This is a genomic window from Corynebacterium sp. NPDC060344 (assembly GCF_042725215.1).
GTDB lineage: Bacteria > Actinomycetota > Actinomycetes > Mycobacteriales > Mycobacteriaceae > Corynebacterium.
On record NZ_JBHXCS010000006.1, the window covers coordinates 1 to 15930 of the forward strand.

12 protein-coding genes are annotated in these 15930 nt (G+C 70.5%); 5 read left to right on the forward strand and 7 right to left on the reverse strand.

Going from position 1 to position 15930, the window contains the following annotated elements; genetic code table 11:
- Nucleotides 1-127: 127 nt before the first annotated feature.
- The 4 genes from ACFWGD_RS08370 to secG all read left to right on the forward strand — a co-directional run bounded on the left by ACFWGD_RS08370 (nucleotide 128) and on the right by secG (nucleotide 5562).
- A complete protein-coding gene (locus ACFWGD_RS08370; RefSeq protein WP_377778192.1) occupies nucleotides 128-1339 on the forward strand; it encodes a phosphoglycerate kinase in 1212 nt (403 codons plus the stop codon).
- A gap of 131 nt (nucleotides 1340-1470) precedes the next feature.
- Nucleotides 1471-2253: a triose-phosphate isomerase gene (tpiA, locus tag ACFWGD_RS08375; RefSeq protein WP_377778193.1), complete on the forward strand. Its 783-nt coding sequence runs from the start codon at nucleotides 1471-1473 to the stop codon at nucleotides 2251-2253.
- Between the two features lie 106 nt (nucleotides 2254-2359).
- The gene (gene ppc / locus ACFWGD_RS08380; protein WP_377778194.1) at nucleotides 2360-5155 is read left to right on the forward strand and encodes a phosphoenolpyruvate carboxylase; all 2796 of its coding nucleotides are present in this window, start codon (nucleotides 2360-2362) and stop codon (nucleotides 5153-5155) included.
- Between the two features lie 170 nt (nucleotides 5156-5325).
- Nucleotides 5326-5562 (forward strand): preprotein translocase subunit SecG, encoded by a 237-nt coding sequence (secG, locus tag ACFWGD_RS08385; protein WP_377778195.1) that lies wholly within the window; start codon nucleotides 5326-5328, stop codon nucleotides 5560-5562.
- Nucleotides 5563-5724: 162 nt separating this feature from the next.
- Here secG and pgl read toward each other — a convergent pair whose 3' ends face one another.
- The 5 genes from pgl to tkt all read right to left on the reverse strand — a co-directional run bounded on the left by pgl (nucleotide 5725) and on the right by tkt (nucleotide 12600).
- Nucleotides 5725-6462: a 6-phosphogluconolactonase gene (pgl, locus tag ACFWGD_RS08390; protein ID WP_377778196.1), complete on the reverse strand. Its 738-nt coding sequence runs from the start codon at nucleotides 6460-6462 to the stop codon at nucleotides 5725-5727.
- Nucleotides 6459-7532, reverse strand: a complete 1074-nt coding sequence (locus tag ACFWGD_RS08395) for a glucose-6-phosphate dehydrogenase assembly protein OpcA (RefSeq protein WP_377778357.1) — start codon at nucleotides 7530-7532, stop codon at nucleotides 6459-6461. The genes pgl and ACFWGD_RS08395 overlap by 4 nt, the downstream gene beginning before the upstream one ends.
- Before the next feature lie 50 nt (nucleotides 7533-7582).
- Nucleotides 7583-9136: a glucose-6-phosphate dehydrogenase gene (zwf, locus tag ACFWGD_RS08400; RefSeq protein WP_377778197.1), complete on the reverse strand. Its 1554-nt coding sequence runs from the start codon at nucleotides 9134-9136 to the stop codon at nucleotides 7583-7585.
- Between the two features lie 60 nt (nucleotides 9137-9196).
- Nucleotides 9197-10321, reverse strand: coding sequence for a transaldolase (tal, locus tag ACFWGD_RS08405; RefSeq protein ID WP_377778198.1), 1125 nt, complete (start codon nucleotides 10319-10321; stop codon nucleotides 9197-9199).
- Between the two features lie 179 nt (nucleotides 10322-10500).
- Nucleotides 10501-12600: a transketolase gene (tkt, locus tag ACFWGD_RS08410; RefSeq protein ID WP_377778199.1), complete on the reverse strand. Its 2100-nt coding sequence runs from the start codon at nucleotides 12598-12600 to the stop codon at nucleotides 10501-10503.
- 332 nt (nucleotides 12601-12932) lie between these two features.
- Here tkt and ACFWGD_RS08415 point away from each other — a divergent pair, with 332 nt between their 5' ends.
- Nucleotides 12933-13853, forward strand: coding sequence for a heme o synthase (locus ACFWGD_RS08415; RefSeq protein WP_377778358.1), 921 nt, complete (start codon nucleotides 12933-12935; stop codon nucleotides 13851-13853).
- Between the two features lie 18 nt (nucleotides 13854-13871).
- Here the strand turns inward: ACFWGD_RS08415 and ACFWGD_RS08420 are convergent, their stop codons facing one another.
- Both ACFWGD_RS08420 and ACFWGD_RS08425 read right to left on the reverse strand, forming a co-directional pair.
- Nucleotides 13872-14891, reverse strand: coding sequence for a quinone oxidoreductase family protein (locus ACFWGD_RS08420; RefSeq protein ID WP_377778200.1), 1020 nt, complete (start codon nucleotides 14889-14891; stop codon nucleotides 13872-13874).
- A 35-nt stretch (nucleotides 14892-14926) separates the two neighbouring features.
- Nucleotides 14927-15928 carry a heme A synthase gene (locus ACFWGD_RS08425; protein ID WP_377778201.1) on the reverse strand — a complete coding sequence of 334 codons (1002 nt, stop codon included), beginning with the start codon at nucleotides 15926-15928 and terminating at the stop codon, nucleotides 14927-14929.
- Between the last annotated feature and the right edge of the window lie 2 nt (nucleotides 15929-15930).

Here is a 15930-nt window from a genome sequence, read left to right on the forward strand (position 1 = left end):
GGGGGTTGGTTTTTTTTAATACTACCCCCCTCCTTATCGCGGCTCTCCCCCCCCGCCCCGGGGGGGGGGGGGCCCCCCCCCCCCCCCCCCGGCCCTGGGGCTTTATCACACGAAGGAAGAACCCCACATGACCGTCAAGACCCTGCAGGATCTCCTCGACGAGGGCGTCGAGGGCCGTTACGTCCTGGTTCGCTCCGACCTCAACGTCCCGCTCAAGGACGGTTCGATCACCGACCCGGGCCGCATCGACGCGTCGGTTCCCACCCTGAAGGCGCTGTCGGATGCCGGCGCCAAGGTCGTCGTCACCGCCCACCTGGGCCGCCCCAAGGGCGAGGTCAACCCGGACCTGTCCCTGGCGCCGGTCGCCGAGGCGCTGTCCGAGCGCCTGGACCGCTACGTGGCCGTCGCCGGCGACGTGTCGGGCGAGGACGCCCACGAGCGCGCCAACGGCCTGACCGACGGTGACGTGCTGCTGCTGGAGAACATCCGCTTCGACGCCCGCGAGACCTCGAAGGACGAGTCGGAGCGCGAGGCCTTCGCCGGCGAGCTGGCCGCCCTGGTCCCGGAGGGCGCGTTCGTCTCCGACGGCTTCGGCGTGGTCCACCGCGCGCAGGCGTCGGTCTACGACGTCGCGAAGAAGCTGCCGCACTACGCCGGCGGCCTGGTCCAGTCGGAGCTCGAGGTGCTGCGCAAGGTCGGCGAGACCCCCGAGAAGCCCTACGCCGTGGTGCTGGGCGGCTCGAAGGTCTCCGACAAGCTCGGCGTCATCGAGGCCCTGGCCCCGAAGGTCGACTACCTGATCATCGGCGGCGGCATGTGCTTCACCTTCCTCGCCGCGCAGGGCCACTCCGTCGGCGGCTCCCTGCTGCAGGAGGAGATGATCGACACCTGCAAGGAGCTGCTGGAGAAGTACGGCGACCAGATCGTGCTGCCGACCGACGTCGTGGCCGCCTCCGAGTTCGCCGCCGACGCCGACCACAAGGTCGTCGCCGCCGACTCCATCCCGGAGGGCTGGATGGGCCTGGACATCGGCCCGGACTCCGCCAAGGCCTTCGCCGAGAAGCTGGCCGGCACCAAGACCGTCTTCTGGAACGGCCCGATGGGCGTGTTCGAGATGGACGCGTTCGCCAACGGCACCCGCTTCGTCGCCCAGGCGATCATCGACGCGACCCGCGACAACGGCTGCTTCTCCGTCGTCGGCGGCGGCGACTCCGCCGCGGCCGTGCGCACCCTCGGCCTCGACGAGGACGGTTTCAGCCACATCTCCACCGGCGGCGGCGCCTCCCTCGAGTACCTCGAGGGCAAGGACCTCCCCGGCGTCCAGGTGCTGGAGTCCTAGCACTCCGGAGCAATCCGGGGCGCCCCGGGATTTCCCGGAAGCGCCCGGGCACCGACCGCGGACGGCGCGCGCATTGACCGCGCCGCCCGCACCCCACATTCGTTTAACCATCTCAGGAAGTGACACCCACAATGGCACGCAAGCCCCTCATCGCCGGCAACTGGAAGATGAACCTCAACCACCTGGAGGCCATCGGCGTCGTGCAGAAGCTCGCCTTCGCCCTGCCGAAGGAGTACTACGACAAGGTCGACGTCGCGGTCATCCCGCCGTTCACCGACATCCGCTCCGTGCAGACCCTGGTCGAGGGCGACAAGCTGGCCGTGACCTACGGCGCCCAGGACGTGTCCGTCCACGAGTCCGGCGCCTACACCGGCGAGATCTCCGCGGCGATGCTGTCCAAGCTCGGCTGCCGCTGGGTCGTCGTCGGCCACTCCGAGCGCCGCGAGATGCACGCCGAGGATGACGCGCTGGTGGCCAAGAAGGCCAAGGCCGCGCTGAAGGCCTCGATGGCCCCGATCGTGTGCGTCGGCGAGCCCCTGGAGGTCCGCGAGGCCGGCAAGCACGTCGAGCACGTCGTCGAGCAGGTCAAGGGCTCGCTCGAGGGCCTGTCGGAGGCCGATCTGGCCAAGGTCGTCATCGCCTACGAGCCGGTGTGGGCCATCGGCACGGGCAAGGTCGCGTCGTCGGCCGACGCCCAGGAGGTTTGCAAGGCCATCCGCGAGACCGTCACCGAGCTCGGCGGCGAGAAGCTGGGCAAGGAGATGCGCATCCTCTACGGCGGTTCGGTGAAGGCGGAGAACGTCGCCGACATCGTCGGCCAGCCGGACGTCGACGGCGGCCTGGTCGGCGGCGCGTCGCTGGACGGCGAGGCCTTCGCCAAGCTGTCGGCCCTGGCGGCGGACGCGGTCAAGTAGCACGCCCGGTCCCGCACCGCTGACGGCACGCCCCGGCAACGTTTTCTCGTTGGCCCGGGGCGTTTCGCACGGTGGGAGGCTTGACGACGGCAACGTGGAACCCCACATGACAGGAGATTCGGAAATGGTGGATCCGGGAACGAAGAAGACCAGCGACGAGACCTTGCGCGACGACATCCGGCATTTGGGCCGGATCCTCGGCGACGTCATCCGCGAGCAGGAGGGCGACGAGGTCTTCGATTTGGTGGAGAATGCGCGCCGCACGGCGTTCCGCCTGCATCGCGGCGAGGCGGAGATCGGGGAGCTGACCGGCCTGTTCCGCGACATCGATCCCGCGGAGACCACGCCGATCATCCGCGCGTTCACGCACTTCGCCCTGCTGGCGAACCTGGCGGAGGATCTCCACGAGGAGCGTCTTCTGGAGGAGGGCCTCGACGCCGGTGAGCCACCGCGCGAGTCCTCGCTCGAGGCGACGTGGGAGAAGCTGCGCGAGGCCCGCGTGCCGGGGTCGGACCTCGCGGCGATGATGAATGCCGCCGAGGTCGTCCCGGTGCTCACCGCGCACCCGACGGAGACGCGCCGCCGCACGGTGTTCGACGTGCAGAAGCACATCGGCGCGTCGATGCGCGACCGCCACGCGGTGCTCGCCGCGCCGCGCACCGCCCGCACCGATGCCCGGCTCGAGGCGCTGGACCTGGAGATCCGCCGGCGGATCATGACGCTGTGGCAGACCGCGCTGATCCGCATGAACCGCCCGGACATCCGCGACGAGGTCGAGGTCGGCCTTCGCTACTACCAGCTGTCCCTGCTGGAGACGGTGCCCAAGCTCAACCGCGACGTCGTCGGGGCGATGCGAGAGCTGGGCGGCCCGGACGTGCCGGAGACCCCGGTGCTGCGCATGGGTTCCTGGATCGGCGGCGACCACGACGGCAACCCGTACGTCACCGAGGACGTCGTGCGCTACGCCACCGATCGCGCGGCCGCGACGATCCTGCGCCATTACGTCAAGCAGCTCCACGCGCTCGAGCGGGAGCTGAGCTTCTCCGACCGCCTGACGCAGGTGTCGGTGGATCTGGTCGAGCTGGCCAACCGCGGCCAGAACGACGTCCCCAATCGCGTCGACGAGCCGTACCGCCGCGCCGTCCACGGCATCCGCGGCCGCGTGGCCGCCACCGCCATCTCCCGCCTCGGCCAGTCGGTCGTGGAGGGGGACTGGTCGGACCACGAGCCGTACGGGAGCGTCGCGGAGATGCGCGCCGACCTCGACGTCGTCGAGGCGTCGCTGCGGCACAGCCACGACGACCTCATCGCCGACCACCGCCTGGCCGACATCCAGGGCGCGACCGACGTCTTCGGCTTCCACCTGTACTCGCTGGATCTGCGCCAGAATTCGGAGAGCCACGAGGACATCCTCACCGAGCTCTTCCGCCTCTCCGGCGTCGCGGAGGACTACCGGTCCCTGCCGGAACGCCGCCGCGTGGAGATCCTCGTCTCCGAGCTGGCCTCGGCCCGCCCGCTGATCCCGCGCGGGGTCGCGCTGTCGGAGGTCACCGAGCGCGAGCTCGGCATCATGCGCGCCGCGGCCGACGCCGTCGAGGCGTACGGCCCCGAGGTCGTGCCGCACTGCATCATCTCCATGTGCTCGTCGGTGTCCGATCTGCTGGAGCCGATGATCCTGCTCAAGGAGGTCGGCCTGATCTCCGTCGAAGACGGGGTCCCCGGCGGCACGGTCGACGTCATCCCGCTGTTCGAGACCATCGAGGACCTGCAAGCGGGCGCGTCGGTGCTGCGCGAGGCGTGGGACGTCCCGCTCTACCGCCGCTACGTCGCCTCGCGCGGCGATCTGCAGGAGGTCATGCTCGGCTACTCGGACTCGAACAAGGACGGCGGCTACTTCGCCGCGAACTGGGCGCTCTACGACGCCGAGACGGCCATCGCGAAGGTCGCCCGCGAGGAGGGCGTGCGCCTGCGCCTCTTCCACGGCCGCGGCGGCACGGTGGGCCGTGGCGGCGGCCCCTCCTACGAGGCGATCCTGGCCCAGCCCAAGGGTGCGGTGCAGGGGTCGGTGCGCATCACGGAGCAGGGCGAGATCATCTCGGCCAAGTACGGCCACCCGGTCTCCGCGCGCCGCAATCTGGAGGCCCTGGTCTCCGCGACGATCGAGTCGACCCTGCTCGACCTCGAGGACCTGGACGACCAGGACCACGCGTACCGGGTCATGTCGGAGATCTCGGAGCGCTCCCGCGACGCCTACGCGGCGCTGATGCACGAGGACCCGGGCTTCATCGAGTTCTTCGAGACCTCCACGCCCGTCGGCGAGATCGGCAGCCTCAACATCGGTTCGCGCCCGTCGTCGCGCAAGCAGACGACGTCGATCTCCGATCTGCGCGCGATCCCGTGGGTGCTGGCGTGGTCGCAGCAGCGCTCGATGGTCCCGGGCTGGTTCGGCGTGGGCACCGCCCTGCGCGAGTGGATCGGCGAGGACGAGGACGGGTCGCGCCTGGAGGAGCTCCGCGAGCTCAACCGGACCTGGCCGTTCTTCCATTCGGTCCTGTCGAACATGGCGCAGGTCATGTCGAAGACGGATCTGGAGCTGGCCAAGCTCTACGCCGACCTGGTCACCGACCGCGAGGTCGCCGACCGGATCTTCGGCCGCATCCGCGAGGAGTTCGAGCTGACCCTCGAGATGTTCATGAAGGTCACCGGCTACTCCTCGCTGCTCGAGGACAACCCGCTGCTGGCGCGCTCGGTGGACATGCGGTTCCCCTACCTCATGCCGCTCAACGCCATCCAGCTGGAGATGCTGCGCCGGTACCGTGCCGGCGATGCCCGCGACAAGGTCCGCCGCGGCATCCAGCTGACCATGAACGGCCTGGCCACGGCGCTGCGCAACTCGGGCTAACCGTCATGCCCCCGCCGGCAGGGTCCCCGCTTCGGGACGCGCCGCCCCTCGTGCTGGGCGGTGGCGCGCCGGTACGGTAACCTGGTCAGTTGATTGCGGGCCCGGCCATTGCCGGGCCCGCCACCACCAATCACCTGCCATCTTCAGTCGAGAACCGTAGGGAAGTGCGCGTGTACCTCGCCATCCAGATCGTCCTGGTCATCACCTCCGTGCTGATGACCCTGTTCGTCCTGCTCCACAAGGGCAAGGGCGGCGGCCTGTCCAGCCTTTTCGGCGGCGGCATGCAGTCGAACCTGTCGGGTTCGACGGTGGTGGAGAAGAACCTCGACTACGTCACCATCATCACGGCCATCCTGTGGCTTGCGTCGATCGTGCTGCTGGGCCTGTTCCAGGCCTTCAACTGGTAGCGGCTGGCAGCGGGCGCCCACAAGCGCACGCCGCCGATTGCACGCCGCAAGGCGTGCACGGCCCAGGGCCGGCTGCGTGACGACGAAACGGGGCCCGGACGGAATTCACCGTCCGGGCCCCGTTTCGCATCTGTCGGATGCGCGCGAGGTCGTTGACCGGAGCTAGAGCAGGGAGGCCGCGGCGTCGTCGACGAAGACGATGGTCTCGGCCGTGCCGCGCACGCCGGCGGCCGGCCACTCGGCGGGATCGGCGCCGTCGGCGATGGCCTTGGCGGCCTCGGCCTTCGCCTCGCCGGAGACGAGCAGCCACACGCGCTCGCTGGCGTTGACGGCCGGCAGCGTCAGGGACACGCGGGTCGGCGGCGGCTTGGGGCAGTCGCGGACCTCGACGACGGTGCGCTCGGTCTCGGCGATGGCCGGGGTGTGGGGGAACAGGGAGTTGACGTGGCCCTCGGGGCCCATGCCCAGCAGGTGCACGTCGAAGCCGTCGGGGGCGTGCATCTCCAGGATGTCGGCGTAGGCGTCGGCCGCGCAGACCGGGTCCTCCAGGTACGCGCCGCCGGACGGCGCAATGGGGAAGATGTACGACTCGGGGATGTCCACGTGGTCGAACAGTGCCTCGCGAGCCTGGCCGACATTGCGGTCCGGCGACTCCTCGGGGACGAAGCGCTCGTCGCCGAAGAAGACCATGACGCGCGCCCAGTCGATGTCGCCGGAGTCGGCGGCCAGGGCGGACAGCAGGGCGATGCCGGCGCCGCCGCCGGTCACGGCGACGCGGGCCATGCCGTCATCGCCCTGTGCGGCGCACACGACGTCGACGAAACGGGCGCGGGCGGCCTCGACCAGGGCGTCCTGGTCGGCGTGGCGGGAAAATTCGGGCGCGGGTGCGCTGTCGGTCATCGAGAGGACTCCTCGGGCTGGTGGGCGGATGCGGGGGCGGGGGACCGGTGGGCTGCGGAGGGGGCGTCGTCAAGCGAGGCTTCCAGCTCCTCGGCCTCCTCGCGGGTCAGGCGGCGGATGCGGCCCAAACCGCGCAGGGCGCGAGCGTAGGCGGTGTCGGGGTCGAGGTGGCGCAGCTCCTCGGCCAGGCAATCGACCGTCGTGCGGCGCGACAGCGCGACCTTGAACGACGGGCGGCCGGTGATGGTCACGCAGGCGGTGGAGGCGTTCTCCACCTCGACGGTGACGTCGGTGCACTCGCCGTCGTCGCCGCGGCGCACCAGGACGACCCTGGACACCGGCGGCTTGGGCTCGCCCTCGGCGTCGAGCGGGACCTCCGGCTCATCGGTGACCACGCGCTGCACCGGCGCGGCCAGGCGATCGGCGAGCCAGCCCGCGGCGAGATCCACCGACGGGTCCTCGCCCGGGCCCTCGATGCGCGCGGAGGAAATCTTGCCGTGCGGCGGGAAATCCAGCGCCGAGGCCAGCACGCCGCGCCACGCGGTCAGGCGCGACCACGCCAGATCCGAATCGCCCGGGGTGTAGCCGGTGCGGCGGGTGTAGACGGCGTTGGCGTCCGGGTCCGCCAGCGAATCGGTGATGCGGCGCTGCGCGATCTGGCCGATCGGCGTCGCGGCCGGCACCTGCGGCGGCGTCGACGGCCACCACGCCACCACCGGGGTGTCCGGCAGCAGCAGCGGGGTGACGATCGCCTCCGGGTGGGCGCCGACCTCGCCTTCGAGATGCATGACGACGACCTCCGCGGCACCCGCTTCGCCGCCCAGCCGGAGCTCGGCGTCGAGGCGGTTGGCCCCCCGCGGCTCGCCCGCGACGAGCACGAGCACGCGGGCCGGGTGCTCGCGGGAGACGTTGTTGACCGCCTTGATGATGGACTCCAGGTCATCGCCGCGCTGGGCGAGGACGATGAGCGTGAGCACGCGGCCGGTGGTGACGATGCCGCCCTTCTCGCGCAGGGTCACCAACTGGCGGGCGATGACCCGCGTGTCGGTGTCGGGCAGATTGATGATCATTGGCACGGTGGTGTTCCTTTCCCTGGTACCTGTTTCGCCTGTCCCGCCCGTCAGGGACGGCGCCAGGTGCGGCCTTCGCGCTCGAGCATCCGGTCGGCGGACGCCGGGCCCCACGTGCCGGCCGGGTACTCGTCCGGCTGGCCCCGCTTGCCCCAGTACTCGATGACCGGGTCGAGGATCTTCCAGGACAGCTCGACTTCCTCGTTGGTGGGGAAGAGGCTGGCCTCGTCGAGAAGCGCGTCGAGGATCAGCCGCTCGTAGGCCTCCGGGGACTGCTCGGTGAACGACTCCGAGTAGGAGAAGTCCATGTTGACGTCGCGGACCTCCATGGTCGAACCCGGCACCTTGGAGCCGAAGCGCATGAGCACGCCCTCGTCCGGCTGGACGCGGATGACCATCGCGTTCTGGCCCAGCGCCGTGGTCATGGTGTCGGCGAACGGCAGGTGCGGCGCCGACTTGAACACCAGGGCGATCTCCGTGACGCGGCGGCCCAGGCGCTTGCCCGTGCGCACGTAGAACGGCACGCCCGCCCAGCGGCGGGAATTGATCTGCAGCGTGCACGCCGCGTACGTCTCGGTGGTCGACTCCGGGTCGAAGCCCTCCTCCTCGCGCAGGCCCTTGACGTGGTGGCTGCCCTGCCAGCCCGCGGAGTACTGGCCGCGGGCCGTTGTCTTCGACAGCGGGCGCACCGGCTCGGTGGCGCGCAGCACCTTGATCTTCTCGGCCTGCAGCTCCTCCGGGGTGAAGGCGACCGGTTCTTCCATGGCCACCAGCGCCAGCAGCTGCAGCAGGTGGTTCTGGATGACGTCGCGGGCGGCGCCGATGCCATCGTAGTAGCCGGCGCGGCCGCCCAGGCCGATGTCCTCGGCCATGGTGATCTGGACGTGGTCGACGTAGTGCGAGTTCCACAGCGGGTCGAACAGCTGGTTGGCGAAGCGCATGGCCAGGATGTTCTGCACCGTCTCCTTGCCCAGGTAGTGGTCGATGCGGAACACCGACTTCTCCGGGAACACGGAGTTGACGATCTTGTTCAGCTCCTGCGCCGACTCGAGGTCGTGGCCGAAGGGCTTCTCGATGACCACCCGCCGCCAGTTCTCCTCGCCCGCCTGCGCCAGGCCGGCCCGGTCGAGCTGGTGGCACACGTCGGGGAAGTTGTCCGGCGGGATGGACAGGTAGTACGCCCAGTTGCCGGCGGTGCCGCGGGAGGCATCGAGCTCGGCGAGCTTGGCCGCCAGGCGGTCGAAGGCCTCGTCGTCGACGAAGGTGCCCTGGACGAAGTGGATGCCCTCGGCCAGGCGCTGCCACACGTTCTCGCGGAACGGGGTGCGCGCGCCGGCCTCGACGGCCTCGCGCACGTAGTTCTCGAAGAACTCCTTCGACCATTCGCGGCGGCCGTAGCCGACCAGCGCGAAGGACGCCGGCAGCAGGCCGCGGTTGGCGAGGTCGTAGATGGCCGGCAGCAGCTTCTTGCGCGCCAGGTCACCGGTGACGCCGAAGATGACCATGCCGCCGGGGCCGGCGATGCGGGGGAGTCGCTTGTCCTGCGGGTCGCGCAGGGGATTGGTCCAATCGTCGGCGATGGCGCCGGAGATGTCAGAGGTCACTGAAGGTTCTTTCGGGGAGGTGTCGGTCAACGGTGGAGCGGCGGCGCCGATCGGGTGCGGCTACTTGCCGCGGATCTCGGTCAGCCGGCCGTCGATGGAGTCGAGCAGCTCCTGCCAGGAGTCGACGAACTTCTCCACGCCCTCGCGCTCGAGGACGGCGAAGACGTCGTCGAGGTCGATGCCCGCGGCGGCGATGTCGTCCATCGTCTTGCGGGCCTGCTCGCCGTACCCGGACAGGGTGTCGGTGACGCCGTCGAGGTCGGCGTCGGCGGTGGCGCGCAGGGTCTTCTCCGGCATGGTGTTGACGGTGTGCGGGCCGGCCAGCTCGGTGACGTAGAGGGTGGCGGGGTAGTCCGGGTTCTTCACGCCGGTCGACGCCCACAGCGGGCGCTGGGCGTTGGCGCCGGCCTGCGACAGCGGCTGCCAGCGCTCGGCGTCGGCGCCGAAGGCGCGCTCGAACTCGGCGTAGGCCAGGCGGGCGTTGGCCAGGCCGGCCTTGCCGCGCAGCTCGAGGGCCTCGGGCGTGCCGGCGGCCTCGAGGCGCTTGTCGATCTCCGTGTCCACGCGCGAGACGAAGAACGACGCCACCGAGTGGATCGCCGACAGGTCGTGGCCGTTCTCCTTCGCCCGCTCGATGCCGGTGATGAAGGCGTCGACGACCTGGCGGTAGCGCTCGAGGGAGAAGATGAGGGTCACGTTGACGCAGATGCCGTCGGCGAGCGCGTCGCTGACCGCGGGCAGGGACGCGTCGGTGGCCGGGATCTTGATCATGGCGTTGGACTTGCCCACGCGCTCCCACAGCTGGCGGGCCTGGGCGATGGTCTCTTCGTAATCGTCGGCGAAGCGCGGGTCGACCTCGATGGAGACCCGGCCGTCGGCGCCGCCGGTGCGGGCGGAGACGTCGGCGAGCTCGTCGCAGGCGCGGCGGACGTCGTCGATGGCCATGGTGAACACGGTCTCGGCCGCATCGGCGCCGGAGGCGGCGAGCTCGCGCAGCTGCTCGTCGTAGGCGTCGCCGACGGTCATCGCGGAGGAGAAGATCGCGGGGTTGGTGGTCACGCCGACCACGGCGTACTCGTCCACGAGGGACTTCAGCTCACCGCCGTCGAGGCGCTGGCGGGAGAGGTCGTCGAGCCACGCGGAGGTGCCGGCGGTGGCGAGTGCATCGAGATTGGGATTGGTCATCGTTGCCTTTCCTTGGTTGTCTTCGTCTTCGAGTAATGCATCATCCGGCGCCGCGCGTTCTGCTTTGCGACGCCCATGGGTACCCACGTTAGCGTCGGCACGCGAGCGCCGCCCCGTCGCACGAGGGGCGGCCGGGGCGGCGGGAGCGAATTGCCGGGGCGGGCCCTCGGCGCCGGGGATTATTCCGCGGCGGCCAGGGACTCGCGGGCGGCCGCGACGACGGCGTCGGTGGTCATGCCGAACTCGTCGAAGAGGCGCTGGTACGGCGCCGAGGCGCCGAAGTGCTCGATGGACACGGCGCGGCCGGCGTCGCCGAGGTACTTGTGCCACGGCATGGCGATGCCGGCTTCGACGGACACGCGGGCGCGGACCGACTTCGGCAGCACGGACTCGCGGTAGGCGTCGTCCTGCAGGTCGAACCAGTCGAGCGACGGCGCGGAGACGACGCGGGCCTTGACGCCCTCGCCGGCCAGCACCTCGGCGGCCTCGACGGCCATCTGGACCTCGGAGCCGGTGGCCATGAGGATGATGTCCGGCGTGCCGCCCTCGGCCTCGACCAGGACGTAGGCGCCGCGGCGCACACCCTCGGCGGCCTTCTCCTTTGTGCCCTCGAGCACCGGGACGTTCTGGCGGGTCAGGGCCAGGGCCTTCGGGCCCGGGGCGCCCTCGAGGGCGGCGACCCACGCGGCGGCGGTCTCGTTGGCGTCGGCCGGGCGCAGGGTGGTCATGCCCGGCATGGCGCGCAGGGTGGCCAGCTGCTCGATCGGCTGGTGGGTCGGGCCGTCCTCGCCGAGGCCGATGGAGTCGTGCGTCCACACGTACAGCGGGGAGATGTCCATCAGCGACGCCAGGCGGACGGCCGGGCGCATGTAGTCGGAGAAGATGAGGAAGGTGCCGCCGTAGGGGCGGGTGCCGCCGTGCAGCGCGATGCCGTTGAGGATGGAGCCCATGGCGTGCTCGCGGATGCCGAAGTGCAGGTTGCGGCCGTACGGGTGGGTCGTCCACGTCTCGGTGGTGATCTCCTTCGGGCCGAACGACGCCTCGCCCTTGATCACGGTGTTGTTGGAGCCGGCCAGGTCGGCCGAGCCGCCCCACAGCTCCGGCAGGGTCTTGCCCAGCGCCTGCAGCGCAGCCTCGGAGGCCTTGCGGGTGGCCACGCCCTTGGCGTCGGGCTCCCACGACGGCATGTCGTCGGCGAAGCCCTCGGGCAGCGCGCGGGCCTCGAGGCGGTCGAAGAGCTCCTTGCGCTCCGGGTTGGCCGCGGCCCACTCGTCGAAGGACTTCTGCCACGCCTCGCGGGCCTCCGACGAACGGTCGGCGACTGCGCGGGTGTGGGCGATGACCTCGTCGGAGACCTCGAAGGTCTGCTCCGGGTCGAAGCCGAGCTCCTTCTTGATCAGCGCGATCTCGTCGTCGCCGAGGGCGGCGCCGTGCGAGGCACCGGTGTTCATGGCGTTGGGGGCCGGGTAGGCGATGACGGTGCGCACGCGGATGAACGTCGGGCGCTGGGTGTCGGCCTTGGCCTCCTCGACGGCGCGCTCGATGGCCGCGACGTCCTCGCCGCCGTCGACCTCGATGACCTGCCAGCCGTATGCGCGGTAGCGGTCCGAGACGTTCTCGGTGAAGGCGATGGTGGTGTCGTCCTCGATGGAGATGCCGTTGTCGTCCCAGAAGACGATGAGGTTGCCCAGCTGCTGGGTGCCCGCGATGGAGCCGGCCTCGGCGGTGACGCCCTCCTGGATGTCGCCGTCGGAGGCGATGACGTAGATGTGGTGGTCGAACGGCGACTGGCCGGTCGGGGCCTCCGGGTCGAACAGGCCGCGCTCGCGGCGGGCGGCCATGGCCATGCCCACGGCCGAGGCCAGGCCCTGGCCCAGCGGGCCGGTGGTGATCTCGACGCCGTCGGTGTGCCCGTATTCCGGGTGGCCCGGGGTCAGGGAGCCCCACGTGCGCAGCGCCTCGATGTCGTCGAGCTCCAGGCCGAAGCCGGCCAGGTAGAGCTGGATGTACTGCGTCAGCGAGGAGTGGCCGCACGACAGGACGAAACGGTCGCGGCCGGCCCACTTCGGGTTCTTCGGGTCGAGGCGCATCACCCGCTGGTACAGGGTGTACGCCAGCGGCGCGAGGCTCATGGCGGTGCCGGGGTGGCCGGACCCGCACTTCTGCACGGCGTCGGCGGCCAGGACTCGGACGGTGTCGACGGCCCGGGTGTCCAGGTCGGTCCAGTCCGAGGGGTAATTCCGCACGACGCGGGCCTGCAGCTCGGGGGAGAGGGTCACTGTTGATGCTCCTGGTTCTCGCTCGCGAATGAGTTCCCGGCCATTGTATGCCCTTCGATGGCCGATTCCGGGGCCACTCGCGCGGGAACTATCGGCAACCGCCGCTCCCGGGCCGTTGCGCGCGCGACGCAATTCACGCGGCGGCACGCGCCCCCGGTGCCCGCCGGGGCATGCGGCAGGCGCTACCATTGCCGGGTCCGGGTGGACCGTGGCTTTCCCGCGCTTCCGCTCCGGGACATTTCCGTGACGTCGCAGGAGGACCGGGAACTTTTCGCCCGTCCCATCCGACCGATTGGGTTGGAGCTTCAACTCATGTGAGAGGACCCCCTTTGCTGGACACCGTCAAGGCGTACGTGGCTCTGACCAAGCCCCGTGTGATCGAGCTGCTTCTGGTCGCCGCGATTCCGGCGATGCTGCAGGCCGATCGCGGCGAGGTCCACGTCGGCCTCATCCTCCTCACCCTGGTGGGCGGCTGGATGGGCGCCGCGGCCGCGAACACGTTCAACATGGTCGCCGACTCGGACATCGACAAGGTGATGAACCGCACGCGCAAGCGCCCCCTGGCGCGGCAGTCGGTGAGCAACCGCAATGCGATGATCTTCGGCGGTGTGCTGACGGTGGCCAGCTTCCTGTGGCTGTGGCTGCTGTGCGATTCGCTGCTGGCGGGCATCTTCATCCTGCTGACCATCGCGTTCTACGTCTTCGTGTACACGATGTGGCTCAAGCGCCGCACGGACCAGAACGTGGTGTGGGGCGGCGCCGCCGGCTGCATGCCGGTGCTCGTCGGCTGGGCGGTCATCACGGACAATGCGCCGTCGGTGACGGGCTGGCTGCACTGGTGGCAGGCGATCGTGCTGTTCCTGGTCATCTTCTTCTGGACGCCCCCGCACACGTGGGCGCTGGGCCTGAAGTACCGCGAGGATTACGAGGCCGCCGGCGTGCCCATGATGCCCGTCGTCCGCCCGCCGCTGTACGTCACGGTGCGCATCATCGCCTACACGCTGGCCACGGTCGCGACGACGTTCCTGCTCATCCCGGCGGCCGGCTGGGTCTACCTGGCGGTGTCGGTGCTGGCGGGCGTCTGGTTCACGTGGGGTGCGGTGGCGCTGCACAATTCGGTGAAGGCCGGCGGCGAGATCAAGCCCATGAAGCTGTTCCTGCTGTCCAACAACTACCTCGCGCTGGTGTGCGTCGGCCTGTCCGTCGACGCGGTGCTGGGCCTGCGCACCGTCGCGGAGATGCTCGGCTTCTAGCCGGTTGCTTGACGACGCCTACGGCACCACGACCACCGATCCCGTCGTCTTCCGCGCCTGGAGCGCACGGTGTGCCGCGGCGGCGTCGGCAAGCGGGAAGCGGTCCCCGACGCGGACCCGCAGCGTGCCATCGGCGACGAGCCCGAGGACGTCGTGTGCACGGGCCTCGAGCTCGGCGCGGTCGCGGATGAAGTGGCGCAGGTGCGGGCGCGTGAGGAACAGCGAACCGTGCTCGTTGAGCTTCTGCGGATCCATCGGCGGCACGGGCCCCGAGGCGGCGCCGAAGAGCACCACCAGGCCTCGGACGCGGGCGCACTGCAGCGACGCGTCGAACGTCGACTGACCGACACCGTCGAACACGACGTCCACGCCGGGGCCATCACCGTTGCCCTGCTCGGTGCCGTGCCCGGAGCCGTGCTCGAAGCCGCTGCGGGTCCAGTCGCGGATGCGGGCGGGGAGGTCGTCGTCGTAACGCAGGACCAGCTCGGCGCCCGCCCCGCGGGCCAACTGCTCCTTCGCGTCGGAGGAGACCACCGAGGCGACGCGGGCGCCCGCCGCGACGGCCAGCTGCGTGAGCAGCAGCCCCACGCCGCCCGCCCCTGCGGTGAGCAGCACGGTGGAGCCGGGGGCGAGGCGGCCGACGTCGTTGACCAGGAAGTGGGCCGTCAGGCCCTGGAGGAGGATGGAGGCGGCGACGTCGTCGGGGATGTCGCCGGGCACCGCGATGAGGGAATCCGCCGGGACCGCGACCTGCTCCGCGTAGGAGTCGGGGGCGTTGCACCAGGCGACGCGATCGCCGACCGACCAGCCCGCAGCACCCGGGCCCAGGGCCTTGATCCGGCCGACGCCCTCGGAGCCCGGCGTGAACGGCAGCGGGCGGGGATAGATGCCCTCGCGCTGGTAGACGTCGGTGAAATTGACGCCGATCGCGTCCACCGACACGACGACCTCCCCGTCGCCCGGGATGGGGTCGGGGAGGTCATCTCGAAAGTGCAGGTGATCGGGCCCGCCGAAGGAGTCGATGATGATTCCGCGCATGCCGCCAGACTACCGGCGGTCGGGCGGGGAACGGCCTAGACCGCGACCTTCGCGTTGGCCGAGTTGTACTCGGCGTCGCCGGCAGGAGAACCCGTGGACGTGGCCGTGCCGCCGGCATGGCGCCAGCCGAGCTGCCACACGATGGCGGTCACGCCGGTCAGCGCCACCGACCCGGCGACATGGACGGGGACCAGGGCCTCGGGCACGCCGGCCCAGTACTGGACCATGCCGACGGCGCCCTGGGCGACGATGAGCGCGACCAGCCACCAGCCGAGCCTGCGCAGGCCGGGCTCGGCCTTCATGGCGATGAGGCCGACGACCAGGCCGATGGACATGCCCAGGTACAGGTACATGAAGCCGGCGTGGACATGGGACAGCTCGATGATCGGCAGCTGCAGTCGGTCGTCGGGGGAGATGGAGGCGTCGCCGGCGTGGGGGCCGGCGCCGGTGACCATGGTGCCGGTGACCAGCGTGGCCGTCAGCGCCAGACCGGAGGCGCCGGCCAGATCGCGAAGGGGCTTGGCGTAGATGCGCACGGCATGGCCGTCGTCGGGCTCCTGCACCTTGACGTAGAGCATGCCCGCCAGCCACACCAGGACGATGGTGGCCAGGAAGTGCAGGGCGACGGAGTACCAGGTCAGGTCGACCAGCACCGAAATGCCGCCGATGACCGCCTGGACGATGATGCCCAGGCCGTTGAGGAAGGCCAGCCACAGGACGGCCTTGCGGCGACCGGCCCGCAGCACGGCGAGGAACATGATCAGGGTCAGCGCGGCGAGCACGAAGGTCAGCAGGCGATTGCCGAACTCGATGGCCTGGTGGATCCAGGGCGCGGCGCCGGCGACCGGGGTGAAGCTGCCCTCGTGGCACTGGGGCCACGTGTCGCAGCCCAGGCCCGAACCCGTCACGCGGACGATGGAACCGGTGACCGCGATGCCCGCTTGGGCGATGAGCACCAGCAGCGCGATCAGCCTCTGCTGGGCGATCGTCGGCAGCGGCAGGAAGGACAGGGGGAGTTTACGGTCGGCGTCGCTCACGT

Bases quoted from the DNA above. Each gene is read 5' to 3' on its own strand.
- pgl (WP_377778196.1), bottom strand. From the start codon at position 6,462: ATGACCGACAGCGCACCCGCGCCCGAATTTTCCCGCCACGCCGACCAG.
- ACFWGD_RS08420 (WP_377778200.1), bottom strand. From the start codon at position 14,891: ATGCGCGGAATCATCATCGACTCCTTCGGCGGGCCCGATCACCTGCAC.
- ppc (WP_377778194.1), top strand. From the start codon at position 2,360: ATGACAGGAGATTCGGAAATGGTGGATCCGGGAACGAAGAAGACCAGC.
- ACFWGD_RS08370 (WP_377778192.1), top strand. From the start codon at position 128: ATGACCGTCAAGACCCTGCAGGATCTCCTCGACGAGGGCGTCGAGGGC.
- tal (WP_377778198.1), bottom strand. From the start codon at position 10,321: ATGACCAATCCCAATCTCGATGCACTCGCCACCGCCGGCACCTCCGCG.
- tpiA (WP_377778193.1), top strand. From the start codon at position 1,471: ATGGCACGCAAGCCCCTCATCGCCGGCAACTGGAAGATGAACCTCAAC.
- ACFWGD_RS08395 (WP_377778357.1), bottom strand. From the start codon at position 7,532: ATGATCATCAATCTGCCCGACACCGACACGCGGGTCATCGCCCGCCAG.